Origin of the sequence: Pelagibius sp. 7325 (assembly GCF_037652055.1) — a bacterium.
In the GTDB taxonomy this organism is placed as follows: Bacteria; Pseudomonadota; Alphaproteobacteria; order Kiloniellales; family Kiloniellaceae; genus Pelagibius.
The window spans coordinates 334,572-357,009 of sequence record NZ_JBBKAH010000002.1 but is presented as its reverse complement, the minus strand read 5'-3'; the positions used below and the strand labels follow the sequence as shown (position 1 = coordinate 357,009).

24 protein-coding genes are annotated in these 22,438 nt (G+C 67.6%); 14 read left to right on the top strand and 10 right to left on the bottom strand.

Translation table 11 applies throughout. The features are described 5' to 3' along the window. Nucleotides 1-25: 25 nt before the first annotated feature. On the top strand, nucleotides 26-1,075 hold the full coding sequence (locus WDC82_RS03645; protein WP_340115893.1) for a permease: 1,050 nt from the start codon (nucleotides 26-28) through the stop codon (nucleotides 1,073-1,075). Between the two features lie 10 nt (nucleotides 1,076-1,085). On the opposite strand, the gene WDC82_RS03640 is transcribed toward WDC82_RS03645, so the two are convergent. The 3 genes from WDC82_RS03640 to WDC82_RS03630 all read right to left on the bottom strand — a co-directional run bounded on the left by WDC82_RS03640 (nucleotide 1,086) and on the right by WDC82_RS03630 (nucleotide 2,517). Beyond that, complete coding sequence (locus WDC82_RS03640) at nucleotides 1,086-1,667, bottom strand: GNAT family N-acetyltransferase (RefSeq protein WP_340115892.1); 582 nt, start codon at nucleotides 1,665-1,667, stop codon at nucleotides 1,086-1,088. Between the two features lie 79 nt (nucleotides 1,668-1,746). Further along, the gene (locus tag WDC82_RS03635; RefSeq protein WP_340115891.1) at nucleotides 1,747-2,091 is read right to left on the bottom strand and encodes a DUF1330 domain-containing protein; all 345 of its coding nucleotides are present in this window, start codon (nucleotides 2,089-2,091) and stop codon (nucleotides 1,747-1,749) included. 27 nt (nucleotides 2,092-2,118) lie between these two features. Continuing rightward, nucleotides 2,119-2,517, bottom strand: a complete 399-nt coding sequence (locus WDC82_RS03630; RefSeq protein ID WP_340115890.1) for a hypothetical protein — start codon at nucleotides 2,515-2,517, stop codon at nucleotides 2,119-2,121. A 129-nt stretch (nucleotides 2,518-2,646) separates the two neighbouring features. On the opposite strand from WDC82_RS03630, the gene WDC82_RS03625 reads away from it, so the two are divergent. Both WDC82_RS03625 and WDC82_RS03620 read left to right on the top strand, forming a co-directional pair. Next, nucleotides 2,647-3,465, top strand: a complete 819-nt coding sequence (locus tag WDC82_RS03625) for a helix-turn-helix transcriptional regulator (RefSeq protein WP_340115889.1) — start codon at nucleotides 2,647-2,649, stop codon at nucleotides 3,463-3,465. Nucleotides 3,466-3,601: 136 nt separating this feature from the next. Further along, the gene (locus WDC82_RS03620) at nucleotides 3,602-3,772 is read left to right on the top strand and encodes a Flp family type IVb pilin (protein ID WP_340115888.1); all 171 of its coding nucleotides are present in this window, start codon (nucleotides 3,602-3,604) and stop codon (nucleotides 3,770-3,772) included. A gap of 39 nt (nucleotides 3,773-3,811) precedes the next feature. Here WDC82_RS03620 and WDC82_RS03615 read toward each other — a convergent pair whose 3' ends face one another. From WDC82_RS03615 to ccrA, 4 genes are all read right to left on the bottom strand, one after another. Further along, nucleotides 3,812-5,491, bottom strand: coding sequence for an acyl-CoA dehydrogenase family protein (locus WDC82_RS03615; protein WP_340115887.1), 1,680 nt, complete (start codon nucleotides 5,489-5,491; stop codon nucleotides 3,812-3,814). A gap of 46 nt (nucleotides 5,492-5,537) precedes the next feature. Then, nucleotides 5,538-6,248, bottom strand: a complete 711-nt coding sequence (locus WDC82_RS03610) for a phytanoyl-CoA dioxygenase family protein (RefSeq protein WP_340115886.1) — start codon at nucleotides 6,246-6,248, stop codon at nucleotides 5,538-5,540. Nucleotides 6,249-6,499: 251 nt separating this feature from the next. Beyond that, entirely contained in the window at nucleotides 6,500-7,090 is a 591-nt protein-coding gene (locus tag WDC82_RS03605; protein WP_340115885.1) for a phytanoyl-CoA dioxygenase family protein, read from the bottom strand. A gap of 22 nt (nucleotides 7,091-7,112) precedes the next feature. Further along, the gene (gene ccrA, locus WDC82_RS03600; RefSeq protein WP_340115884.1) at nucleotides 7,113-8,438 is read right to left on the bottom strand and encodes a crotonyl-CoA carboxylase/reductase; all 1,326 of its coding nucleotides are present in this window, start codon (nucleotides 8,436-8,438) and stop codon (nucleotides 7,113-7,115) included. Nucleotides 8,439-8,818: 380 nt separating this feature from the next. Here ccrA and WDC82_RS03595 point away from each other — a divergent pair, with 380 nt between their 5' ends. From WDC82_RS03595 to WDC82_RS03585, 3 genes are all read left to right on the top strand, one after another. Continuing rightward, nucleotides 8,819-10,840: a protein meaA gene (locus WDC82_RS03595; RefSeq protein WP_340115883.1), complete on the top strand. Its 2,022-nt coding sequence runs from the start codon at nucleotides 8,819-8,821 to the stop codon at nucleotides 10,838-10,840. Between the two features lie 89 nt (nucleotides 10,841-10,929). Next, nucleotides 10,930-12,012: a TRAP transporter substrate-binding protein gene (locus tag WDC82_RS03590; RefSeq protein ID WP_340115882.1), complete on the top strand. Its 1,083-nt coding sequence runs from the start codon at nucleotides 10,930-10,932 to the stop codon at nucleotides 12,010-12,012. Nucleotides 12,013-12,269: 257 nt separating this feature from the next. Then, nucleotides 12,270-12,617, top strand: coding sequence for a hypothetical protein (locus tag WDC82_RS03585; RefSeq protein WP_340115881.1), 348 nt, complete (start codon nucleotides 12,270-12,272; stop codon nucleotides 12,615-12,617). Here the strand turns inward: WDC82_RS03585 and WDC82_RS03580 are convergent. Continuing rightward, nucleotides 12,589-13,473 (bottom strand): LysR family transcriptional regulator, encoded by an 885-nt coding sequence (locus WDC82_RS03580; RefSeq protein ID WP_340115880.1) that lies wholly within the window; start codon nucleotides 13,471-13,473, stop codon nucleotides 12,589-12,591. The two genes, WDC82_RS03585 and WDC82_RS03580, sit on opposite strands and share 29 nt — an antisense overlap. A 98-nt stretch (nucleotides 13,474-13,571) precedes the next feature. Between WDC82_RS03580 and WDC82_RS03575 the strand changes: the two genes are divergently transcribed. The 4 genes from WDC82_RS03575 to WDC82_RS03560 all read left to right on the top strand — a co-directional run bounded on the left by WDC82_RS03575 (nucleotide 13,572) and on the right by WDC82_RS03560 (nucleotide 16,032). After that, complete coding sequence (locus WDC82_RS03575) at nucleotides 13,572-14,738, top strand: gamma-butyrobetaine dioxygenase (RefSeq protein WP_340115879.1); 1,167 nt, start codon at nucleotides 13,572-13,574, stop codon at nucleotides 14,736-14,738. Continuing rightward, nucleotides 14,735-15,325: an HD domain-containing protein gene (locus WDC82_RS03570; RefSeq protein WP_340115878.1), complete on the top strand. Its 591-nt coding sequence runs from the start codon at nucleotides 14,735-14,737 to the stop codon at nucleotides 15,323-15,325. The genes WDC82_RS03575 and WDC82_RS03570 overlap by 4 nt, the downstream gene beginning before the upstream one ends. An 81-nt stretch (nucleotides 15,326-15,406) precedes the next feature. Next, nucleotides 15,407-15,652 (top strand): hypothetical protein, encoded by a 246-nt coding sequence (locus WDC82_RS03565; RefSeq protein WP_340115877.1) that lies wholly within the window; start codon nucleotides 15,407-15,409, stop codon nucleotides 15,650-15,652. 119 nt (nucleotides 15,653-15,771) lie between these two features. Beyond that, nucleotides 15,772-16,032, top strand: coding sequence for a hypothetical protein (locus tag WDC82_RS03560; RefSeq protein WP_340115876.1), 261 nt, complete (start codon nucleotides 15,772-15,774; stop codon nucleotides 16,030-16,032). On the opposite strand, the gene WDC82_RS03555 is transcribed toward WDC82_RS03560, so the two are convergent. Then, the gene (locus WDC82_RS03555; RefSeq protein WP_340115875.1) at nucleotides 16,017-16,781 is read right to left on the bottom strand and encodes a GNAT family N-acetyltransferase; all 765 of its coding nucleotides are present in this window, start codon (nucleotides 16,779-16,781) and stop codon (nucleotides 16,017-16,019) included. The genes WDC82_RS03560 and WDC82_RS03555 overlap by 16 nt on opposite strands. A 111-nt stretch (nucleotides 16,782-16,892) precedes the next feature. Here WDC82_RS03555 and WDC82_RS03550 point away from each other — a divergent pair, with 111 nt between their 5' ends. The 3 genes from WDC82_RS03550 to WDC82_RS03540 all read left to right on the top strand — a co-directional run bounded on the left by WDC82_RS03550 (nucleotide 16,893) and on the right by WDC82_RS03540 (nucleotide 19,174). Further along, entirely contained in the window at nucleotides 16,893-17,711 is an 819-nt protein-coding gene (locus WDC82_RS03550) for an AraC family transcriptional regulator (protein ID WP_340115874.1), read from the top strand. Nucleotides 17,712-17,801: 90 nt separating this feature from the next. Next, the gene (locus tag WDC82_RS03545) at nucleotides 17,802-18,248 is read left to right on the top strand and encodes a VOC family protein (protein ID WP_340115873.1); all 447 of its coding nucleotides are present in this window, start codon (nucleotides 17,802-17,804) and stop codon (nucleotides 18,246-18,248) included. A 59-nt stretch (nucleotides 18,249-18,307) separates the two neighbouring features. Then, complete coding sequence (locus WDC82_RS03540; RefSeq protein ID WP_340115872.1) at nucleotides 18,308-19,174, top strand: DUF4743 domain-containing protein; 867 nt, start codon at nucleotides 18,308-18,310, stop codon at nucleotides 19,172-19,174. Nucleotides 19,175-19,248: 74 nt separating this feature from the next. Here the strand turns inward: WDC82_RS03540 and WDC82_RS03535 are convergent, their stop codons facing one another. Next, a complete protein-coding gene (locus WDC82_RS03535; protein WP_340115871.1) occupies nucleotides 19,249-20,910 on the bottom strand; it encodes a choline dehydrogenase in 1,662 nt (553 codons plus the stop codon). Nucleotides 20,911-21,115: 205 nt separating this feature from the next. Between WDC82_RS03535 and WDC82_RS03530 the strand changes: the two genes are divergently transcribed. Beyond that, nucleotides 21,116-22,351 (top strand): TRAP transporter substrate-binding protein DctP, encoded by a 1,236-nt coding sequence (locus tag WDC82_RS03530; protein ID WP_340115870.1) that lies wholly within the window; start codon nucleotides 21,116-21,118, stop codon nucleotides 22,349-22,351. Nucleotides 22,352-22,438: the final 87 nt, after the last annotated feature.

Genomic DNA, 22,438 nt, shown 5'->3' with positions numbered 1-22,438 from the left:
AAACTAGAAACCTAGAGGTGTCGCGATGACCGAACTTGCCCTGCGCGCCCGCAGCTTCGGGATGGAGGCCGTCCGCTTTGCCTGGGGCGACGCCCGCGTCTGGCTCGCCGCGGCCGTCATCCTGGCGCTGACCTTCGCCGCCGACCCGGCCCAGGGCAGTGCCAGCGCGACCTTCACTTTGGATGCGCTGCTGCACACCGCGCCCTACCTGCTGCTCTCCATCGGCATCGCCGCCTATGCCGGGGCCTCGGGCGCCGACAACCTCATCGCCCGCGCCTTCACCGGCTCGCCGGCCTTGATGATCCTGCTGGCGGCGCTGGCAGGCGGCCTCTCACCCTTCTGCTCCTGCGGTGTGATTCCCTTGATCGCCGCGCTGCTCGCCATGGGCGTGCCGCTCTCTGCCGTCATGGCCTTCTGGCTCGCCTCGCCGGTGATGGATCCTTCCATGTTCGTCCTCACCACAGGCGTGCTGGGCGGCGAGTTCGCCGTCGCCAAGACGCTCGCCGCCGTGGGTCTCGGCCTCTTCGGCGGCTTCGCCACCTTGGGGCTGATGCGTGCGGGCGGGCTCGCCGAACCCCTGCGCGAGGGCGTCGGCAACGGCGGCTGCGGCGGCGCCAAGGTGCGCAGTGCCAAGCCGGTCGTGTGGCGTTTCTGGCAGGAGGACGCCCGGGTCGCCAAGTTCGCGCGCGAGGGCTGGAAGACGACGCTGTTCCTCGCCAAGTGGCTGACGCTCGCCTTCCTCATCGAGAGCCTGATGCTGGCCTACGTGCCGGCGGAGTGGGTCGCCTCGGCGCTCGGCGGCGAGGGCCTGCTGCCCATCGTCTCGGCAACTCTGGTCGGCGTACCCGCCTACCTGAACGGCTACGCCGCGCTACCGCTGGTCGGCGGCCTCATCGGCCAGGGCATGGCGCCCGGCGCCGGTCTCGCCTTCCTGGTCGCCGGCGGCGTTACCTCGCTGCCCGCTGCGATCGCCGTCTTCGCGCTGGTGAAGCTGCGCGTTTTCCTGCTCTACCTCGCCCTGGCGCTCGCCGGCTCGTTTGCCGCCGGCCTACTGTTTCAGCTCTGGGTGGGCTGACGCGGCCGGATCACTTCACCAGCAGCAGCCAGTTGTGGCCTGGGTTGAGCCAGTCTTCCTTCACCATCGGCCGCTCGGCCACGAAGCGATAGCCGAGGCGCTCGTAGAGGCGGCGGGCGCCCGCATTGGCGTCGGAGACGATGATGCTCATACCGGTCTTGCCGTCGGCGCGGCCGATTTCTTCGGCCACAGTCAGCAGCCTGCCGCCGAGCCCCAAATTGCGGAAGGCCGGCAACACCGCCAGCACGTTCACGTACCAGGTGCCGGTCGCCAGGTTCTCCAGTTCCTGCAGCGGGCGGAACATCGGCGGGATGTCCGCCGCGACCGGCTCAGGCTCGTCGGCGATGCCGTAGCCGATGAGGGCACCGGCGGCTCTGCCGTCATGCTCGATCATCACCGCGTTGCGGTAGGAGAAGGCGCCCTCGTCGCGCGCGGCACGCCGCAGCCCGACGTCCCAGGCGGTCTCGCCGGGCTCCTTCATCTTGTCCCAGAGATAAAGCGGCAGGCTTTCCCCGGCGTGGTTCACCAGCTCGGCAAGGACGGCGGCATCCGCGGGGGTGGCGGGGCGGAAGGGGCTCTTTAGCGCAGTCACGGCAGGCTCCGAAGTCGGGTGCGGCGACTTCGGCGGCAGGTGTGGCCCATGTTGCCCGCCGATGCAAGGCCCGAGGCCTCTAGACGCCGAGTTCCGCCAGCAGCCCGGTCGCGCAATGGCCTTCCTTCACCCCCTCGACCAGGATGACGTCGCCCGCGCTGTTGTCGGTGCGAAGGGCGATGATCTCCCGGTAGGCCGGGGAGTGGTACCAGGCCTCGGCGCTCTGCCGGTCGGGAAAGCCGATGATGACGAGATCGCCCACCCAGCCACCTTCCAGCACGGTCGGTCGTCCGCCGTGCACCACGTAGCGGCCGCCGAAGGGCTCCAGGGTGGCGTCGATGCGCTTCAGATACTCGATGATGCCGGCGCCGAAGTCCACCTGGCGCAGGTGGGCGATGGCATAGGCTTTGAGAGGCGCGGTCATGATGTGATCCTGGTTTGGGAAAGAGACTTAGGCGGCTTGGGGCCGTGCAGCGCGCGCAGCGGTCTGTTCCAGCAGAGCCAGGGCCGCCACGCCGATAGCCTGGACGCTGACAAGCGCAATGCCGAAGGCGTTGGGCGCCACCCAGCTGAAGAGGGGGCCGGAGGCCAGCAGCAGCAGGCTGGCGGCGACCCAGGCGGCATTGCCGAGGACGGCCAGCCGCACCGTCCCGGGATGCGGACGCCAGGCGACAAGTGCCATGAAGACGGCGATGGGCAGCAGGCTGAGCCCGGCGTAAAACAGCAGCGCCGCGGGCAGACCGGTGAGGGCGGACAGCGGCGCCGCGCCGATGGAGAGGGCGAGGCCCATGGCGGCGCAGGTGGCCGCGTCGATGATCAGCAAGGGGCGCAGTGTCAGCAGCTTGGGCATGGCGGGTTCCTCCGATTGGCTGGCGCCGCAGGCCGCGGCGCCTGAGTCGGAAGATCGGCCGCATTCCGCTGCAGGTCGATTACCTCGCAGGTAATGGACCGGCGAATTCGCCGGCGCTAGTGTCGCGTCATGACCGCCGACACACTCTCCCCCATCGGCGGCCTGCTGCGCGACTGGCGCAAGCGGCGCCGCCTGACCCAGCTCGACCTCGCGCTCGCCGCCGAGGTCTCGCAGCGCCACCTCAGCTTCATCGAGTCCGGCCGCGCAGCGCCCAGCCGCGACATGGTGCTGCGCCTTGCGGAGCCACTTTCCGTTCCTCTGCGCGAGCGCAACGCGCTGTTGGCGGCCGCCGGCTTCGCGCCGGTCTACCACGAGCGAGCGGCCGACGATCCGCGTTTCGCCGCCGCCCGCCATGCGGTGGAACTGATCCTCACCGGCCACGAACCGCATCCGGCGCTCGCCGTCGACCGCCACTGGAATCTGGTCTTTGCCAACAAGGCCGTCGCGCCATTGATGGCCGGCGCTGACGAGGCCCTGCTCAAGCCGCCGCTGAACGTGCTGCGCCTCAGCCTGCATCCCTCGGGCCTTGCGGGACGCATTGCCAACATCCGCGAATGGCGCGCGCACATCATCGAGCGCCTGGAGCGGCAGATCGAGGCAACCGGCGACGCCGAGCTCGTCGCGCTACGCGAGGAACTGAAGGGCTATGCGCTGCCGCCCGACGCCAAGCCGTACCGCGCCGCGGGAACCGACCCGCTGGGCGGCGTCGCCGTGCCGCTGGAGATGAGAACGGAAGGCGGCGTGCTGCGTTTTCTCAGCGCCACGACCGTCTTCGGCACTGCCCTCGACATCGGCCTCGCGGAGCTTACCATCGAGACCTTCTTTCCCGCCGACGGCGAAACGGCGGCGGCAATGCAGCGTGCCATTGTGTCGCCGCAAGCGGGATAGGCCGGCGTTTCAACCGCTTGCGGAGTTGCAGCGAATACAGCAGGAAAACCCCGAAAATCGCGGCGATTTTTCACGGAATCCTAAGCCGAAAAGCGCAGTCTGGTAAGCGGTGCGAGTTACTTGGGTGCTACAGGATATGCGAAACGCTCTGACAAGCTTCGCCAAAGACGAAGCGGGTGCGGCGGCGATCGAATACGGACTGATCGCCGCCCTCGTGTCCATCGCCGGCATCGTCGCGATGACGCTGACCGGCCAGGCGCTCGACGGCCTGCTCAGCCTGGTGGCCGACTTCGTCGAGATGCCGTGAGGCACGGCGGCCGACGCAGGCCGCCTCCGTCCGTTCAGGCTAATTCCGCCCTGACAGCAGGCCGCGGGCGATGACTTGTGCCTGGATCTCGGCGGCGCCTTCGAAGATGTTGAGGATGCGGGCGTCGCAGAGCACGCGGGAGATCTTGTATTCCTCCGCATAGCCGTTGCCGCCGTGCACCTGCAGCGCGTTGTCGGCGTTGGCCCAGGCGACGCGCGCGCCCAGCAGCTTGGCCATGCCGGCCTCGATGTCGCAGCGCCGCTCGGAATCCTTCTCGCGCGCGGCGAAGTAGGTGAGTTGGCGCGCAATCATAGTCTCCACCGCCATCCAGGCGAGCTTGCCGGCGACGCGCGGAAATTCGACGATTGCCTTGCCGAACTGCTTGCGGTCACGGGCGTACTCCAGGCCCAGCTCCAGCGCGCACTGCGCCACGCCGACGGCGCGCGCCGCGGTCTGGATGCGCGCCGACTCGAAGGTCGCCATCAGCTGCTTGAAGCCCTGGCCCTCGACGCCGCCCAAGAGGTTCTCGACCTTCACTTCGAAGCCGTCGAAGCCCAGCTCGTATTCCTTCATGCCGCGATAGCCCAGCACCTTGATCTCGCCGCCGGTCATGCCTGGGGCGGGGAAGGGATCGGCCTCCGTGCCGCGCGGCTTTTCCGCCAGGAACATGGAAAGCCCGCGGTAATCGCCCGACTGTGCATCGCTGCGTGCCAGCAGCGTCATGAGGTCGCTGCGCGCCGCGTGGGTGATCCAGGTCTTGTTCCCGGTCACCCTGTAGACGTCGCCGTCACGGATCGCGCGGGTGCGCAGGGAGCCGAGGTCGGAGCCGGTGTTGGGTTCGGTGAAGACGGCGGTCGGCAGGATCTCGCCGGAGGCGATGCGCGGCAGCCACTTCTCCTGCTGTGCCGGCGTGCCGCCCAGGCGGATCAGCTCGGCGGCGATCTCCGAGCGCGTCCCCAGTGAGCCGAGGCCGATGTAGCCGCGCGAGAGTTCCTCGGTGACGACACACATGGCGAGCTTGCCGAGCCCCGCGCCGCCGAATTCTTCGGGCACCGTCAGACCGAAGACACCGAGGCCGGCGAGCTGCTCGACGACCTCCAGCGGGATGAGTTCATCCTTCAGGTGCCATTCGTGGGCGGCTTCCTTGTGATCCTCGGCCACTTTGCGGAACTGGTCGCGGATCATCTCCAGCATCTCGTCGGCCAGGCCGGCCTCGCCGAAGCGGCCATCGACCAGGTGCTGTGCGATGGCCATGCGCAGGGCATTGCCGTTGCCCCCCGCCATCAGCTTGGTCACGGCAGGCGTTGCCAGCGCGCGGATGTCTTCACCGCCGAGGCCGAGGTCGGCGGGGCGGAGGATCTCCACCTGGCTGAGGGCAAGGCCGCCGGCCAGCTGGTTCAGGTACTCGCCGTAGGCGGCCTGCAGCATCAACTTCTCAATTTCGCCGAGCTGTCCCGCCGCCTGCAGGCGCTCGGCCCAGTGCAGCATCTCGCGCAGAGCGGCGACGTAGGTCGCGAGCCAGGCATAGCCGTGGGCGGCGAACTGCTCCTGCTCCAGCAGCGTCGCGTCCACCTTGCCCCCTGGGGCCACCTTCCGCGCGACGGCGCGCCGGGCAGCGGCGCCGAAGCCCTCGACGGCGGCCAGCGCCTCGGCGCAGAGCGGCAACAGGTCGGGAAGGATCAGGCTCTCGGAATGGGCCTCTGCGTGCACGGCAGGCATCTTTCTACCTTCTTCGTCTTTTCACCTTATCACGGCAGGCCCGCACCTAGGCCCAGGCCCAATGCAGCGGCGCGGGCGGATCGCCGGCGGCCAGCTCGACATGCAGAATACGGCGGTGCCCCTGCGTTGTGCGGCGGCGCGAGCCATGCACCAGCAGCGAGCGCATGGCCAGTACGCTGCCCGATGCGGCCGCAAGTTCCACCGCTGGGGTCGCGGCGGCAAGAGAGCGGATGTCCTCCGACGTCAGCCGACCACGGCAGTGGCTGCCGGGCAGCACGCGCAAGCCGCCGTCGGCAGGACCGACGGGATCAAGGTGCCAGCGCAGCGTCAGCATGCGCTCTAGCATGGGAATGGGTGCCTCGCAGTGGGGCACGCCCGCCTTTACGGTCCAGTGGGTCACGGCGGCGATCTCGTCACGCGCGTTCACCGCGATGGTGCGATCCTGGTGCCAGGGCACGAACCAGTTGCGTTGCCCGGTCTTGTCGAAGGCAATGGCGCGGACCGGTCGGGCGGCGGTGCCGACTGCCTGGGCGACGAGATCGCGGATGGCAGGCGTGCCGAGCAACATTGCGATCAGCGGATGGTCCGGCGCGATGCGCTCGGACTCGTCGCTGTCGCTGCGCAGTCTGTCGAAGGCGGCGACAGCCTCCCTCAGGTCGGCACCGGCGCCGTCGATCACCGCGTAGCCGTCGCGGGCGAGGAGATCGCCGGGGCGGCTTATGGCTTCGCAGCAGGCCATGACTTGCACGGCGGGCATCTCTCTAACCTTCTTCTTCATTCTACCACTATCACTTCGGGGCGGCGCTCGCACGCACGGCGCCCGATACCACCGCTGTCACCCCGGACAAGCGAGCGCAGCGAGCGCGATCCGGGGTCCATGGCGCCGCCTGGCGCCCGGCCCATCTATGGTTCCCGGCTCGCGGTCGCTGGCGCTCCCTTGGCCGGGATGACATTCTGAGTGTGGGGTGACCATCTCTCGGACCTTCGACATCTCGGGGAATGCCGGGCTCAGCCGCGCGGCGCCAGCTCGACCTGCAGGATGCGGCGGTGGCCGCGGGTCGTGCGGCGGCGCGCACCCTGCACCACCAGGGGCCGCAGAGCCAGCACCGTGCCGGCGGAAACCGCCAGTTCCATGGACGGGGTCTCGGCGGCAAGGCGGTCGATGGCTTCGGCGGTGAGCCGGCCCTTCACGTGGCTGCCGGGCAGCACGCGCAGGCCGCCGTCGGCGGGACCGATGAGATCCAGGTGCCAGCGCAGGATCAGGCGCTGTGCCGCCTCTGCGTCGCGGCCCGCCTGGTGCCAGGGCACGAACCAACTGGCATGACCCTGCTGGTCGAAGGCGACCCCTCTGACAACCTTGGCCTTGGGCCCGACGGCCTCGGCCACCAGGTCACTGACGGCGGGCTGCTCCAGCAGGGCGGCGACCAGCGGGTGGTCCGGTGCGATCTGCAGCGGCTCGCCGGAGTTTCCCTGCAGCCGATCGAAGGCGGCGACGGCGGCCGTCAGGTCCACCGCCGAGCCGTCGATCAGGGCGTAGCCGCGCCGGACGAGCTTGTCGCCGGCGCCTTCGGCCTCGGCTGCCAGACAGGCTAGTGCCATGACACTTCTCCTTGCCGCCGCCTCAGTCGTCCGCCGCGGCGTCTTCCAGGGTGCGCAGCCCTGGCCGCTTGGCCTGGACCAGCACGGCCATGTTGCCGGGGCGGTGCTGGTTCTTCATCATCTTGGTATGGGCGCGCGGGATGTCGCGCCAGGCGAAGACCTCCGACATGCAGGGGTCGATGCGCCGCTCCACCATCAGGTTGTTGGCCTGGGCGGCCTGCATCAGGTTGGCGAAGTGGCTGCCCTGGATGCGCTTCTGGCGCATCCACACGAAACGCGCGTCGAAGGTGAGGTTGTAGCCGGTGGTCCCGGCGCAGAACACCACCATGCCGCCACGCTTCACGACCATGCAGCTGACCGGGAAGGTCTGCTCGCCGGGATGTTCGAACACGAAGTCGACGTCGTTGCCCTTGCCGGTGATCTGCCAGATCGCTTTGCCGAACTCGCGCACCTTGCGCATGTAGTCGCCGAAGCCCTCGCCGTTCACCGGCGGCAGCTGGCCCCAGCAGTCGAAGTCCTTGCGGTTGATGACGCCCTTGGCGCCCAGCGACATGACGAACTCGCGCTTGTCCTCGTCTGAGATCACGCCGATCGCGTTGGCGCCGGCGGTCGAGATGAGCTGGATCGCCATCGAGCCGAGGCCGCCGGAAGCGCCCCAGACCAGCACGTTGTGGCCGGGCCTCAGGATGTGCGGACGGTGGCCGAACAGCATGCGGTAGGCGGTGGCCAGCGTCAGGGTGTAGCAGCCGCTCTCCTCCCACGTCAGATGGCGCGGGCGCGGCATCAGCTGGCGGTCCTGCACGCGGGCGAACTGGGCGAAGGAGCCATCCGGCGTCTCGTAGCCCCAGATGCGCTGAGAGGGGGAGAACATCGGGTCGCCGCCGTTGCACTCCTCGTCGTCGCCGTCGTCCTGGTTACAATGGACCACCACCTCGTCGCCGACCTTCCAGCGCTTCACCTGGGCGCCGACGGCCCAGACAACCCCGGCCGCGTCGGAGCCGGCGATGTGGTAGGGCGCCTTGTGCACGTCGAAGGGCGAGATCGGCACGCCGAGGCCGGCCCACACGCCGTTGTAGTTCACACCGGCGGCCATCACCATGACGAGGACGTCGTGGCTGTCGAGGGCGGGGGTGTCGACCACTTCAATCTGCATGGCCTTTTCCGGCTCGCCATGGCGCTCGCGGCGGATGACCCAGGCGTGCATTTTACTCGGCACGTGGCCCAGCGGCGGGATCTCGCCAACCTCGTAGAGGTCCTTCAGGGGCGCCCCGATTTGGCCCTCGGGAGACTCTCCCTGGGCCGCCTCGGTTTGCGTTCCGCTCGCAGTCCCGGCAAGCACCTTAGCCATCGCTCAAACCCTCCAGTTTCGCCAGCCCCTGTTCGAAAAACGGCGGGGCCGCCCTGCCTGTTCCTTCGCATCTGCGGTGGGTAAATTCGGGAAGCCGCAGAAAACTGCGGCTCTCGGCCCGAAATACCCTAGGGAAACCCTCATTGCAGTGCCGTATTTTCCTTGACTCATAGACGCTCAATCGCTTTTTTGCAATGCACAACGGTACTCTTTTTTACGTCGACAGCGACTTTTTTGGAACTTTCTGTCATTTTTGGCTGCCAGGCGAAATATGATAACCTAAAATTGGTCATCTTCGGCCCTCGCCACGGCGTTTGGTTGCGGCGCAGCGAGGAACCGGAGAACATAGAAAAGCTTGGGTTGGAAGCGAGGATGGAAGCGTGAGCGACGACAGGCAAAGCAAGAGCCAAGAGGCGGCCTCCAAACGGGATAAGCCCTGGCTGATCCGCACCTACGCCGGCCATTCCACCGCCGCGGCCTCCAACGCGCTCTACCGCAAGAACCTGGCGCGCGGGCAAACCGGCCTCTCGGTCGCCTTCGACCTGCCGACCCAGACCGGCTACGACTCCGACCACGCGCTGGCCAAGGGCGAGGTCGGCAAGGTCGGCGTGCCGATCAGCCATCTGGGCGACATGGAGAAGCTGTTCGACGGCATTCCGCTCGACCAGATGAACACCTCGATGACCATCAACGCGACGGCTCCCTGGCTGCTGGCGCTTTACATCGCCTGTGCGGAAAAGCAGGGCGCCGCCCGCGGCCAGCTGACCGGCACGGTGCAGAACGACATCATCAAAGAGTACCTGTCCCGCGGGACCTACATCTTCCCGCCGCAGCCCTCGCTGAAGCTGATCACCGACGTGATCGCCTTCACCTACCGTGAGGTGCCGAGGTGGAACCCGACCAACGTCTGCTCCTACCATTTGCAGGAAGCCGGGGCGACGCCGGTGCAGGAACTCGCCTTCGCGTTGGCGACGGCGGTCGCGGTGCTCGATTCCCTGCGCGACGCCGGCCAGGTGCCGGAGGCGGAGTTCCCGCAGGTGGTCGGCCGCATCTCCTTCTTCGTGAACGCGGGCCTGCGCTTCATCACCGAGCTCTGCAAGATGCGCGCCTTCACTGAGCTGTGGGACGAGATCTGCCGCGAGCGCTACGGCATCGAGGAGGAGAAGTACCGCCGCTTCCGCTACGGCGTGCAGGTGAACTCCCTCGGCCTCACCGAGCAGCAGCCGGAGAACAACGTCTATCGCATCCTCCTGGAGATGCTGGCGGTGACGCTCTCCAAGAACGCCCGTGCCCGCGCGGTGCAGCTGCCGGCGTGGAATGAGGCACTGGGCCTGCCGCGGCCCTGGGACCAGCAGTGGTCGCTGCGCCTGCAACAGATCGTCGCTTTCGAAACGGACTTGCTGGACTACGAGGACATCTTTGACGGTTCCACGGTAATCACCGCCAAGGTCGAAGACCTGAAGACCGAGGCGCGCGCTGAACTGGCGCGCATCGATGCGATGGGCGGCGCCATCGTGGCGGTCGAGAACGCCTACATGAAACAGCAGCTGGTCGAAAGCGCGGCCAAGCGCCTGGAGGCCATCGAGACGGGTCAGCAGACGGTGGTCGGGGTGAACGCCTACCGGGAGAGCGAGCCCTCGCCGCTGACGCAAGGTGCCGACGGCGGCTTTCTGGCGCCCGATCCCAAGGCCGAGGCCGAGCAGATCGGCAACCTCGAGGCCTGGCGCCAGGGGCGCGACGCCTCGGCCGTGCGGCGGACGCTCGCCACGCTGGAGGCAGCCGCGCGCGACGGCGCCAATATCATGGAGCCCTCCATCGCCTGCGCCCACGCCGGAGTCACCACCGGCGAGTGGGGCGAAGTGCTGCGCCGGGTTTTCGGTGAATACCGCGCACCGACCGGTGTCGGCGGCGCCGCCACACAGTCCCCGGCGGAGGAAGATGTCTTGGCGCCGGTGCGGGCGAAGGTCGAGGCGGTGTCGCGCCGCATCGGCCGCCGCCTGAAGATCCTGGTCGGCAAGCCGGGCCTCGACGGCCACTCCAACGGTGCCGAGCAGATCGCCGTGCGCGCCCGCGACGCCGGCTTCGAGGTGGTCTACGAGGGCATCCGCCTTACCCCCGCGCAGATCGTCGGCGCGGCCCTGGAGGAGGGCGTCCACGTGGTGGGCCTCTCGATCCTCTCCGGTTCCCACGTCGCCCTCGTCGGCGAGGTGCTGGAACGCATGGAGAAGGCCGGTCTCGGCCGTGTGCCGCTGGTCGCCGGCGGCATCATTCCGACGGAGGACGCCGCGGCTCTGAAGAAGGCCGGCGTCGCCGCCGTCTACACGCCCAAGGACTACGACCTCACGGCCATCCTCGAGAGCATCGTCGAGATCGTCGACCGGGCGACCCAAGAGGCGGCCTAGTTTTCTCCTGCCAAGCCCGCTAATCTCCCGCCCAATTCAGGACACCGGGCCGCCGCTAAGGCGCGTCCGGCCCTTGGGAGGAGACAAGAATGAAACGCCGTGAATTCGTGAAGGGCGCGGGACTGGCTGCCGCTGCCGGGGCCCTGGCAGCGCCGGCGATTGCCCAGGAGCGCATCGAGTGGAACATGGTGACGCCTTGGCCGAAGGGCGCACCGGGCGTCGGCGTGAACGCGCAGCGCTTCGCCGACCGGGTGAACGCGATGAGCGGCGGGCGCCTCGTCATCAGACTCTTTGCCGCCGGCGAGCTGGTGCCCCCCTTCGAGTGCTTCGACGCGGTGCAGGGCGGCACGGCGGATCTGCTGCACGGTACGCCCTATTATTGGGTCGGCAAGTCGAAGGCCTTCAACTACTTCACCACCATCCCCTTCGGCCTCAACGCGATCGAACTGCCGGCCTGGCTCAGCTACGGCGGCGGCCAGGAGCTGTGGGAGGAGGCCTACGCCGACTTCGGCCTGCAGCCCTTCTACGCCGGATCGAGCTGCACCCAGGCGGGCGGCTGGTTCACCCGCGAGATCAACACCTGGGAGGACCTGCAGGGCCTGAAGATCCGCATGGCCGGGCTGGGCGGCGAGATGATGCGGCGTGCCGGCTCCTCGGTCGTGCTGCTGCCGCCGGGCGAGATCCTGCCGGCCATGCAGTCGGGCGCCATCGACGCGGCGGAGTGGATCGGCCCGTGGAACGACATCGCCTTCGGCCTGCAGAAAGTCGCCAAGTACTACTACGTGCCGGCCTTCCACGAGCCGGGGCCGGGTCTCGAGGTCTCGGTGAACAAGGCGAAGTTTGAGGCCCTGCCGGCCGACCTCAAGGCCATCGTGCGTTTTGCCGCCGCCGCCGTGGCGCAGGACACCACCACCGACTTCACCTTCCACAACATCCAGGCCTTCGGCCCGCTGGTCGCCGACTACGGCGTTGAGCTCAGGAGCTTCTCCGACGAGATCATCGCCCGCCTCGGCAAAATCGCCATGGCGGTGATCGAGGAGATCGGCGAGACCGACGATCTCACCCGCAAGATCCACGCGTCCTTCATGGACTTTGCCGGGAAGGCGGCGCACTACCAGGGCTCCTTCGAGGAAGCCATGCTGCGCCAGCGCCGCATGGTGTGGGAGGGTTAGCCGCCGCCAAGTTCCCCCTCACCCTTCCGCTCTGCGGGCCCCCTCCCTCTCACGGTGGGGAAGAGGGCCGGGGGTGAGGGGCCTTTGGTTAATGCCTTCCTCAGTTGACATCTCGGCTGCCAAGGCGTTTCATCGCCTCGTCATGAGCACTGATCTTCCGTTCGGCCTCATCATTCGAATTATGGACCCGGCACCCAGGGGGTAGCCGGGCGTTCCGTGATTCGTCTTTCGATGTGACCGTACAGGAGGGCCCTTCGATGGCCGCTCATCCTTCCTTTTCCGAGTTTTTCGATTCCGATCGAAGTTCTGCCGCTCCCGCGCCGCTGGCCGCGGCGGAGACCGTCTACTGCTTCTCGATCCTCGCCGAAGCCGAGCCCGGGGTCATGCCGCGCGTGCTGGAGCTCTTCGCCAAGCGCGGCCTCACGCCGACCCGCTGGCACAGCGACGTGACCGGGCCGAAGAAGCCAGGCGAGGGCCGCGAGCTCGCCATCGACGTGCAGGTGAACGGCCTGGACGTCGCCACCGGCGACTACATCGCCCGCTGCCTTCGCCAGGTCTACCAGGTCGAGACCGTGCTCACGTCACAGAAGCACGTGGCGCGCTGAGGCAGGCAACGACGCCGCCTCGTTCGGCGAAACCGGCATCCTCTTCGCGCCAGGCCAACCAGTAGGCCGTCTGCATCCGGGATTCAGGCTCCGGCAGGCGGCGCAGGGCGCCGGACCGCAGCTGCGGTTCGATCAGGGCAAGGGAGGCGAGCAGAACGCCGGCGCCGTCGAGCGCGGCCGCCAGCGCGTGAACGAAGGTGTCGAAGCGCAGTGACGGCGGGCGAGGCGGCGCGGTGCCGGCGGCCGACGCCCACTCGAGCCAGCCGTCGCGCGGACCCGCCACGGCAATCTGCGGCAGCATCCGCCAATCCGGCGCCGCTTTCAGCAGGGCGGGGGCGGCGACCGGCGCCAGCACTTCGTCGAACAGCGGTACCGCGCGCCGCCGCGGCCAGGCGCCGCTGCCGAAGCGCACTTCGAAATCCCCATCGATGATGTCGTAGTCCGCCGGGCGCTGGACCGTGCCGAGGGCAACTTGCAGGTTGGGCAGCGCGCGGGCCAGCCCGGCCAGGCGCGGGGCAATCCACAGCTGTGCCACCGACGAAGGCGTGGCGATGGTGATCTTGCGGCGCGGGGCGGCGAAGAGGTCGGCGGTGCTGCGCTGCAGGGCCGTCAGGGCGCTCTGCACGTGCGGCAGGTAGGCCTCGCCGTCGGCGGTCAGCTCGATGCCGCGCGGCTTGCGCACGAACAGGCGGACGTCCAGCCGGGTTTCCAGGTTGCGCATGCGCTGGCTGACGGCGGCCTGGGTCAGCCCCAGTTCCGCGGCGGCGGCGGTGAAGCTGCCGCTGCGCCCTGCCGCCTCGAAGACCCGTAGCCATTCGAGCGGCGGCAGCGACGCCGGAGGTTTGCGCGAAGGCATAATAAAAATTTAGTCAAAGGGGTCAGATAGCTTAATTGTCATTATGGCTTGTGACCCCGAAAATGTCGACCGGACATAATCTGGGTGGGGGACCGTCAATGGCGATAGCGCTTGCGACAGAGAACGGAGGGACGCAAAGGGTCGAGGTGATCGAGGGCGGCAGGGCACTCGCCATGAGTTCGGACGATGGAGAGTGCCGGCGCTTCCACGCCATCTGGCTGCGGGATAATGCCCTCGACGACAGCACGCGCTCGCCGCAGAACGGCCAGCGCCTGGTGACGCTGCAGCAGATCCCGGCGGACACCCGCATCGCCGCCGCCGCCCTGCAGGGCGACGAATTGCAGGTGACCTTCGCGCCAGAGCAACACAGCACGCGCTTCCCGCTCGCCTGGCTGTGGCGCCATGGCTACGACGGCGCTGCCCCTCGCGAAGCCGGCTGGACGGCGCCCGAGATCGAGACCTGGGACGCATCCCTTTCGGCTGAAGTACCCGAAGGGCGTTATGACGCGGTTGCCGCGGGCGGGGCAGCGCGGCGCGACTGGTTGGCCCAGGTGCGGCGCTATGGCTTTGCCAAGCTCTCGGGCGGCCCTGCCGAAAGTGGCGCGCTGGTGACGGTGGCGGGTTTCTTCGGCTTCGTGCGCGAGACCAACTACGGCAAGTGGTTCGAGGTGCGCGCCGAGGTGAACCCCACCAACCTCGCCTATACCGGCCTCGGCCTGCAGGCCCACACCGACAATCCCTACCGCGACCCGGTGCCCACCCTGCAGATCCTCTACTGCCTGGAGAACTCGGCCGAAGGCGGCGACTCCTTCGTGGTCGATGGATTCCATGCCGCCCGGTGTCTGCGCGACGAGGATCCGGCAGCCTTCGGCCTGCTGACGCGCTACTGCGCACGTTTCGACTATGCCGGCTCCGCCGAGGTGCATCTCGCCGCGCGGCGTCCGATGATCGAGCTCAATCCCGACGGCGAGATGATCGCGGTGCGTTTCAACAATCGCTCGGCGGCGCCGATCACCGATGTGCCCTACCACGAGATGGAAGCCTATTACGCGGCTTATCGCCGCTTCGGCGAGATCATTGAGGATGAAGGCCTGCAGGTGAGCTTCAAGCTCCAGCCGGGTGAGTGCTTCATCGTCGACAACACGCGGGTGCTGCACGCGCGCCATGGCTTCTCCGGCGAGGGCTCGCGCTGGCTGCAGGGCTGCTACGCCGACAAGGACGGCCTGCTGTCCACCCTGCGTGTGCTGGAGGAGGCCGCGTCATGACGGTTCGCGACAGGACGAAACTCGACGCGGAGAGCATCGTCGACTTCATCGCCGATATCTTCGACCGGCGCGGCGCCGATTCCTATCTCGGTGAAGCGGTAACCATGTCGGAGCACATGCTGCAGAGCGCGTATCTGGCAGAGCAGGTGGGGGCCGACGACTCGCTGGTCGCCGCCGCGCTGCTGCACGACATCGGCCACTACACCAGCGAGTTCCCGCCGGACGCCCAGGACCAGGGTATCGACAATCGCCACGATGTCGCGGGTGCCGCCGTGCTGGCGCCCTACTTCCCGAAACGCGTCACCGACTGCGTCCGTTACCACGTACCGGCCAAGCGCTATCTCTGTGCTACCGATCCCGGCTACTTCGCCCGCCTTTCCGAAGCTTCGGTACTGACCCTGAAGCTGCAAGGCGGCCCGATGAGCCCGTCCGAGATCGAGGATTTCCACAAGCTGGCGAACCTCGACGACATCCTGCGCGTGCGCATCTGGGACGACGCGGCCAAGGTCGCGGGCCGCGCAACGCCCTCCTTTGCCCATTACGCCCCGCTGCTGCAGCGCATGGTGGACTCCCACAGAACCGGGTAACCTGCGGAGCGATGGGAACTCCGGCGATCAATCGCGCGTTGACAGGCCAATCGAAGCCTGAAAGCGCTAGGAGATCCCCCGATGTCAAAGCTCAGCATGCTGGCCGCTGCGGCGGCACTGCTCTCACTGCCCGCCGCCTGCACCGTCTACAACACCACCGAAACGACGGAACCGACGGTCAGCTTCAACTACACCCAGGCGGAAGAGGCCGAGCAGGTCGCCGACAAGGCCGACGACTACTGCGACGACCGCTACGACACGGACGCCTACCTGATCGACACCGACAAGACCTCCGGCGGCTACGAAGCGACTTTCGCCTGCCGCTGATTTTCCGAGACGCGCACGGAACCGCCATTCGCACCTTTCGCGTCCCGTAACTTGGGAGGAACCGGCGAAACACTCGGGCGTTTCTTCGCACAAGCCCAAGCACAGCGATGGAGATGAGAATGCGCAGCCTGATACTGGCCACCTGCGCGGTGGCTCTGGCCGCCTTGCCGGCCGCCTGCAGCAGCGGCTACCGGGCCGACGACGAGCCGCCGCCGGCGAACGCACCGGTGATCAAGTACAGCTACATCGACAGCTCGGATCGGGCGCTGGCCGATGAGTATGCCGACAACTACTGCGAGGAAGCCTACGGCAGGGACGCCGTCGAACTCGATACCGACCGCGAGCCGGGCGGCTACGAGGTCACCTACGCCTGCCGCTGACTTTCCAACGGCAGGCGCCGGTAGTGGTAGCGATAGAGTTCGCGCTGGAAGCCGAGCGAGCGATAGAGCGCCACGGCGGGCGCGTTGTCGGCCACCACCTGCAGGCAGGCGCCCGCCGCACCGGCCTCACGCGCCCAATCAAGCAGGGCGCCGACGACCTGCTTGCCGAGGCCGCGTCCGCGCCAGGCCGCATCGGTGATCACTGACTCAATAACCGCCAGTCCGTCGCACACCACGCCATAGGCAAGGGCGGCAATGTCGGCGTCCACGCGGGCAGCGGCGAAGGACTTGGGCAGCAGGATGCTGTCCAGCATGGTTTCGTAGATCCGCTGTTCGCGCGCATCGACGCCGTTCAGGCGTTGACGGGCTGAGAGCCATTCTATGCTTGGCGTCGCCGAGATCTCGGCACCGTGCGGCAAAGCCGCGCGCGCCCGCAGCTCCGCAAAGAGGGTCAGGGTGTGGCCCTCGGCCGCATAGCCTGCGGCGTCCAGAGCCTCGTCCACGTCCGCCGTCAGAGAAGGCACCCGGAAGAGGCTCGCCTGCCCCAGGCGTGTATAGACCGCCTCGGCCAGGGAGATGATCGCGCGCGGGTCGCCCCGCTCGCCGCGCAGCGGGTTCACCGAGTTGGTACGCCGGACGGCACCGCCCGCCGCGCGCAGCCGCCAGCCATCGAGAATCGCTTCGCGCGGCGACGGCCAAGCGTTCATGCAGGCCTCCTCGGCCCGCCAGGCGAGATCGGCGGTATCCATGCCTTTTCCTTCCGCGTTGGATGCGCGCCAGCTATAGCCGCCGCAGGGAGATTTCCCAAGCGGCTATGCTCCCCTATGCTGTCTGCGCCTCTTGTGCTCCGGAGCCGATCGATGCATCTCAGCCGCCCTCCCATCGCCACGCTGCAGCCCTTCGTCGAGCGGGTCTGGGCCGGCGAGGCTGGGCCCAGCGACAGTCCGGCGGTGCCGCGGCGCGAACTGGTGCTGCCGACCGGATCCCTCCATCTCGTCGTTCGGCTTGCGGATCGGCCGCTGCGGGTATTCCGCGATGCCGGCGACCGCGTGGGCTTTACCCTTGGCACGGCGGTGGTCGGCGGCCCTCGCGCTGCGCCCTACCTGAAGGACATCTCCCACCCGGTGCCCAGCGTGGGCGCGCTGCTGCGCCCCGGTGCCGCTGCCTTTCTGGCCGGCGCGCCCGCCGGCGAATTCGCCGGGGCGCATACGCCGCTGGTGGACGTCTGGGGCCGCGCGGCGGTCGATACCCTGGGCAACCGCCTGGCCGAGGCGCCCTCCCTGGCGGGCCGCCTCGATCTCTTCGAGGCGGCGCTGCTCGCCCGCCTGGACGGGCTGCGCCGGATCGATCCGCTCATCGCCCACGCCGTCACCCGCCTCAGGTTCGCCGTGCCGGTCTGCGAGGTGGCGGCGGAATGCGGTCTCAGCCACCGTCATTTCACCCAGCGCTTCCGTGCGGCAGCGGGCTTAAAGCCGAAGCTGTGGGGCCGTGTGGTGCGCTTCGGTCGGGCTCTCGACCGTCTGGCGGCGGAACCGGCCATTGCCTGGGCTGAACTCGCCGCCGCCGAGGGATATGCCGACCAGGCCCACTTCACCCGCGACTTCCGGGCCTTCGCCGGCCTCTCGCCGGGCGACTACCGGCGGCGTGCGCCCGCCAATGCCCGCCACGTCACGCTGTAGCCCCAGCACTCCCCGGGGTCGATTTCGTTCAAGACCCGGGCGAAGAGAAGGGTGAGACTGAGCGCCAGAGAAGACCGAAGGAGTTTCCCCATGAGCGTGCACGAGCTTTTCGTCTATCTGCGTGCGAAGTCGGCCGACAAGGCAGTCGATTTCTACAAGCGGGTGTTCGGCGCGACGGAGAAGTTCCGCCTCGTCGAGCCAAGCGGGCGCATCGGCCATGTGGAGCTTGAACTTGGCGGCACGACCCTGATGCTGTCTGATGAGTTCCCGGAGTTCGATATCCATGCCCCTGATCCCGAAGCGCCCAGCAGCTTCGTCATTCATCTGCATGTCGATGACGCCGATGCGATGATCGACAAGGCGGTCGCAGCCGGTGCCCGCCTGCTGCGCGCACCACAGGACCATTTCTATGGCGAGCGTTCCGGCACCCTGCGCGACCCCTTCGGCTACGACTGGATGATCGGCCATTCCATCGAAGCGGTTGAGCCCGAGGAGATGCAGCACCGTTACACGGCGATGCTGAGCGGCAGCGGTTAGCGCGCAGGGGCCCGCAAAAGCCGTGGCTTTCCGGCGCACCGCCGCTTAGTCTCCGCGCCATGAGCTACCTCGACCGCATCAGGATCTGCCACCAGTGGCGGCCGGAACGCTACCGGCCCTTTCTGCTGGAAGGCGACACGCAGCCCTTGGGTTGGGTGGGGCATGACTTCGCCGCGCGTCTGAAAGACTTCCCCAGTGCCTTCACCGTCACCGAAGCCGCGGTGCTGCTGCCCGCGCGCTACGGCGATTTCGAATCGCGCTCGGCGGTGCTGGAGGAAGCACTGAGAGAGCTCCACGCCGCCGGCGAGATTCCGAAATGGCGCGGCGAGGACTACGGCATCGGTCGGCGGTGGGGGGCGCCGCCGCTGTTCCGCATGGAGCGGGGCGCGGTGCCGCTGTTCGGTGTGCTGGCCTACGGCGTGCACGTGAACGGCTACGTGATGGGCGACGACGGTCCCCGCTTGTGGGTCGGCAAGCGCGCCGCGCACAAGGCGGTGGCGCCCGGCAAGCTCGACCACCTGGTCGCCGGCGGCCAGCCCTTGGGCCTCTCGCTGATGGAGAACGTGGTGAAAGAGGCGCAGGAGGAGGCCAGCGTGCCCGCCGACCTTGCGCGACTTGCCCGGCCGGTCGGTGCGCTGCGCTACCTCTGCGAGCGTGAGGAGGGCCTGCGCAACGACGTCGTGTTCTGCTTCGACCTGGAACTCCCGGGGGATTTTCAGCCGACGCCTAACGACGACGAGGTCGAGTCCTTCGCGCTGTGGTCCATGGACCAGGTGCTGGAGCGGATCAGGGAAAGCGACGATTTCAAGTTCAACGTCGCGCTGGTGAACCTGCACTTCGCGCTGCGCCATGGCATGCTGAACCCCGACCGCGAGCCCGCCTATCAGGCGATCGTTGAAGGGCTGCAGGGGCGGTTCGAGGACTGAGCGCGCGGTCGGCCGATCGGCGCACCGTTCTTTCCACACCAACCGTCACCCTCACACGCGGCGAGGGTTCACGATCAGGCGCGGCTGTCCGCCAGGATCATGTCGCTCGCCTTCTCGGCGATCATGATGGTGGGAGCGTTGGTGTTGCCGGAAACCAGCGTCGGCATGATCGACGCGTCGACCACGCGCAGCCCCTGAAGGCCGCGGACGCGCAGGCGCTCGTCGACCACCGCGGTTTCGTCGGGGCCCATCTTGCAGGTGCCGACCGGGTGATAGATGGTCTGGCTTATGTTGCGCGCGGCCTCCAGCAGCTGCGCATCGCTCGCCGCCTCGGTGCCCGGCGACAGCTCACTCTCGATCAGCGGCGCCAGCGTAGAAGTGGCGGCGATAGCGCGCGACAGTTTCATGCCGGCCACGGTCACCTGCTGGTCCTTCACCGTCGCCAGGTAGTTCGGATGGATCGCCGGGTAGTCCTGGGCGAAAGGGCTGCGCAGTTCGATGACGCCGCGGCTCTCGGGGCGCAGCTGGCAGGTCGAGGATGTGAAGGCGGAGAACCGGTGCAGGCCTTCGCCGGGCTTGTCGGCGCTCAAGGGCTGCAGGTGGAACTGGATGTCCGGCGTTGCCGCCTCCGGCGTGGTGCGCGCGAAGACGCAGACCTGGCTGGCGCCCATGGTCAGCGGCCCACGACGGAAGAAAATGTAATCCAGGCCCATCAGCATCTTCTTGATGGGGTTGTGGACCTGGTCGTTCATAGTGATCGGAACCCTGGTCTTGAACACCATGCGCACCTGCAGGTGGTCCTGCAGGTTACGGCCGACGCCGGGCAGGTCGTGGACCACCGGGATATCGAAGCCCTGCAGCTGAGCGCCGGGGCCGACGCCTGACAGCATGAGGATCTGCGGCGAGCCGATGGCGCCCGCCGAGAGGATCACCTCGCCGCGACAGCGCGCCTCCAGGGACTTGTCTTTGCGGCGGTAGGCGACGCCGACGGCGCGGCGGCCCTCGAAGATCACCCGTTCCGTCTGCGCATGGGTGACGATGGTGAGATTGGGACGCCGCTTCGCCGGCTTCAGGTAACCGACGGCGGTACTGCAGCGGCGGCCGTTTCTGGCGGTAAGCTGGAAATAGCCGGCGCCTTCCTGCGCGGCGCCGTTGAAGTCGTCGCTGGGTGGAATGCCCAGTTCGCCCGCCGCCTCGATGAATTTGTCGCAGAGTTCGCGGCGGATGCGCATGTTGGAGACCGCCAGCGGGCCGCCGACGCCGTGGTAGTCGTCGCCGCCGCGCTCCTGGTCTTCCGAGCGGATGAAGTAGGGCAGGACATCGTCATAGGACCAGCCGGTGTTGCCGAGCTGGCGCCACTGGTCGTAGTCCTCCTTCTGGCCGCGGATGTAGAGCAGGCCGTTGATCGAGGAGGAACCGCCCAGCACTTTTCCGCGCGGCCAGTCGAGGCGGCGCCCGTTCAGGCCTTTGTCCGGCTCGGTCTTGTAGCACCAGTCGGTGCCCGGGTTATGCATGGTCTTGAAGTAACCGACCGGGATGTGGATCCAGGGATTCCAGTCGCGCCCACCGGCCTCCAGCAGCAGCACCCGCGCCGCCGGGTTGGACGAGAGGCGATTGGCCAGCACGCAGCCGGCCGAACCGGCGCCGACCACGATGTAGTCATAAGCGGCGGCGTCGGACGCGGACGCTTCACCGCTCTGCGGCGGTGTCGTAGTCGCTTGATCCTCTGCGATCACCGGGCCGAACTCCTTCCCCCCACGTGCGAACTGCTTTTGCAGAACAACTTTCGATCATTGGTGCTTCCTAGAAGGCACGAATATTACATATCGCTTGCCTTCCGCGCGTGCAATCGCAATAATGAAACTATAAGTCTCGTTAAATGAGAAACACCGCAACACAAGCGGCCGGGGTCAAAAGGCCCACGGGGAAATGGGAGGAACCATGCTTAGCGAAAAACTCACGCACGTATCGCGCCGTGACCTGTTGCGCCTGACCAGGCAGTACGGCATCACCTCGACCTTGCTGGCGGCCGGCGCCCTGACGGGTACCGTCTCGCTCGCGCGCCTCGCCGAGGCCGCGAACTCGACCTACGAAAAGCGTTTCAAGACCGAAGCCAAACACACCCTGAAATTCGGCGCCGCCGGCTTCAACGAGCGCAACCTGCTGATCGAACGCGCCGGCTGCCTGCAGTTCGCCGCCGACCTGGAGGAGCGCACCGACGGTGCCATCCGCGTCGAGTTCATCGGCAGCAACCAGATCTGCGGCCAGCTCGACTGCGTGAAGAAGACGCAGCAGGGCATCGTCGACATCTTCGCCGCCTCGACACAGAACTCGGCCGGCGGTGCGCCCTACCTGAACGTGCTCGACTACGCTTACATGTTCCCGAGCCGGGCATCGCAGTACTACTTCCTCTATCACCCGGGCAGCGAGAAGGTGCTGCGCGAACCTTTGCGCCAGCGCCACAACCTGCACTTCCTGTTCAGCCACGCGGAGCTGCGCGGCATCCAGCTGGGCCTCAAGTGGAAGGACAAGCCGCTGGTCAAGAGCGTGACCGAACTGGCCGGCACCAAGAACCGCGTCACCGGCACGCAGCTGGGTCGCATCGCCATGGAGAAGATGCAGCTGAACCCGGCGCCGATCGCCTGGGAGGAGACCCTCGACGGCCTGAAGCAGGGCCTCATCGACGGTGCCGAGACTTGGGCCTCCGCGGTGGCCTACGCCAACATGGCGCCGGTGGTCTCCCAGGTGGTGAACCTGGAGTTCTTCTGCGGTACCGAGCATACGGCGATGAATGCCGATGTCTTCGACAAGCTGGAAGGAGATCTGCAGGACGCCGTGATGGAATCGGCCTACCTGACTCAGGTCCACGTACAGGCGGCCAACGAAGCGGCGCTGGTCAACACTGTCGGTTTCTCCGACCCGCAGCTGCCGAACACCATCTTCGCCAAGACCGGCACGCGGGTCGCCATGCTGAGCGACGAGGCCAAACGCGAGGCCGAGGAGATGTGCTCGCCGGAGTTCCATCCGGCCGACTGGGAACAGTGGCGCGAACGCCTCAACGGCTGGGCCGGCGGGATGGACACCTACAAGTTCATCTACGACATCGCCCGAGAGATCCCCAAGGACACGCTGCCGGAAAATGTCGAGCCGCGGCGTTGGTGGAAGTCCCAGGCGTAAGCCGGGACGGCTAGGCCGGCGGGGAAAGAACAGCTTTCCCTTTCCCCGCCGGTTCCCGCCGATACAGGATAATCGTTGGAATCGCGG

Excerpts from the sequence above, each read along its gene's own strand:
- WDC82_RS03550 (WP_340115874.1), top strand. The coding sequence starts at position 16,893 with ATGCATCTCAGCCGCCCTCCCATCGCCACGCTGCAGCCCTTCGTCGAG.
- WDC82_RS03625 (WP_340115889.1), top strand. The coding sequence starts at position 2,647 with ATGACCGCCGACACACTCTCCCCCATCGGCGGCCTGCTGCGCGACTGG.
- WDC82_RS03580 (WP_340115880.1), bottom strand. The coding sequence starts at position 13,473 with ATGCCTTCGCGCAAACCTCCGGCGTCGCTGCCGCCGCTCGAATGGCTA.
- WDC82_RS03605 (WP_340115885.1), bottom strand. The coding sequence starts at position 7,090 with ATGGCACTAGCCTGTCTGGCAGCCGAGGCCGAAGGCGCCGGCGACAAG.
- WDC82_RS03615 (WP_340115887.1), bottom strand. The coding sequence starts at position 5,491 with ATGCCTGCCGTGCACGCAGAGGCCCATTCCGAGAGCCTGATCCTTCCC.
- ccrA (WP_340115884.1), bottom strand. The coding sequence starts at position 8,438 with ATGGCTAAGGTGCTTGCCGGGACTGCGAGCGGAACGCAAACCGAGGCG.
- WDC82_RS03545 (WP_340115873.1), top strand. The coding sequence starts at position 17,802 with ATGAGCGTGCACGAGCTTTTCGTCTATCTGCGTGCGAAGTCGGCCGAC.
- WDC82_RS03530 (WP_340115870.1), top strand. The coding sequence starts at position 21,116 with ATGCTTAGCGAAAAACTCACGCACGTATCGCGCCGTGACCTGTTGCGC.
- WDC82_RS03630 (WP_340115890.1), bottom strand. The coding sequence starts at position 2,517 with ATGCCCAAGCTGCTGACACTGCGCCCCTTGCTGATCATCGACGCGGCC.
- WDC82_RS03635 (WP_340115891.1), bottom strand. The coding sequence starts at position 2,091 with ATGACCGCGCCTCTCAAAGCCTATGCCATCGCCCACCTGCGCCAGGTG.
- WDC82_RS03645 (WP_340115893.1), top strand. The coding sequence starts at position 26 with ATGACCGAACTTGCCCTGCGCGCCCGCAGCTTCGGGATGGAGGCCGTC.
- WDC82_RS03570 (WP_340115878.1), top strand. The coding sequence starts at position 14,735 with ATGACGGTTCGCGACAGGACGAAACTCGACGCGGAGAGCATCGTCGAC.
- WDC82_RS03585 (WP_340115881.1), top strand. The coding sequence starts at position 12,270 with ATGGCCGCTCATCCTTCCTTTTCCGAGTTTTTCGATTCCGATCGAAGT.
- WDC82_RS03540 (WP_340115872.1), top strand. The coding sequence starts at position 18,308 with ATGAGCTACCTCGACCGCATCAGGATCTGCCACCAGTGGCGGCCGGAA.
- WDC82_RS03565 (WP_340115877.1), top strand. The coding sequence starts at position 15,407 with ATGTCAAAGCTCAGCATGCTGGCCGCTGCGGCGGCACTGCTCTCACTG.
- WDC82_RS03620 (WP_340115888.1), top strand. The coding sequence starts at position 3,602 with ATGCGAAACGCTCTGACAAGCTTCGCCAAAGACGAAGCGGGTGCGGCG.
- WDC82_RS03575 (WP_340115879.1), top strand. The coding sequence starts at position 13,572 with ATGGCGATAGCGCTTGCGACAGAGAACGGAGGGACGCAAAGGGTCGAG.
- WDC82_RS03590 (WP_340115882.1), top strand. The coding sequence starts at position 10,930 with ATGAAACGCCGTGAATTCGTGAAGGGCGCGGGACTGGCTGCCGCTGCC.
- WDC82_RS03560 (WP_340115876.1), top strand. The coding sequence starts at position 15,772 with ATGCGCAGCCTGATACTGGCCACCTGCGCGGTGGCTCTGGCCGCCTTG.
- WDC82_RS03555 (WP_340115875.1), bottom strand. The coding sequence starts at position 16,781 with ATGGATACCGCCGATCTCGCCTGGCGGGCCGAGGAGGCCTGCATGAAC.
- WDC82_RS03610 (WP_340115886.1), bottom strand. The coding sequence starts at position 6,248 with ATGCCCGCCGTGCAAGTCATGGCCTGCTGCGAAGCCATAAGCCGCCCC.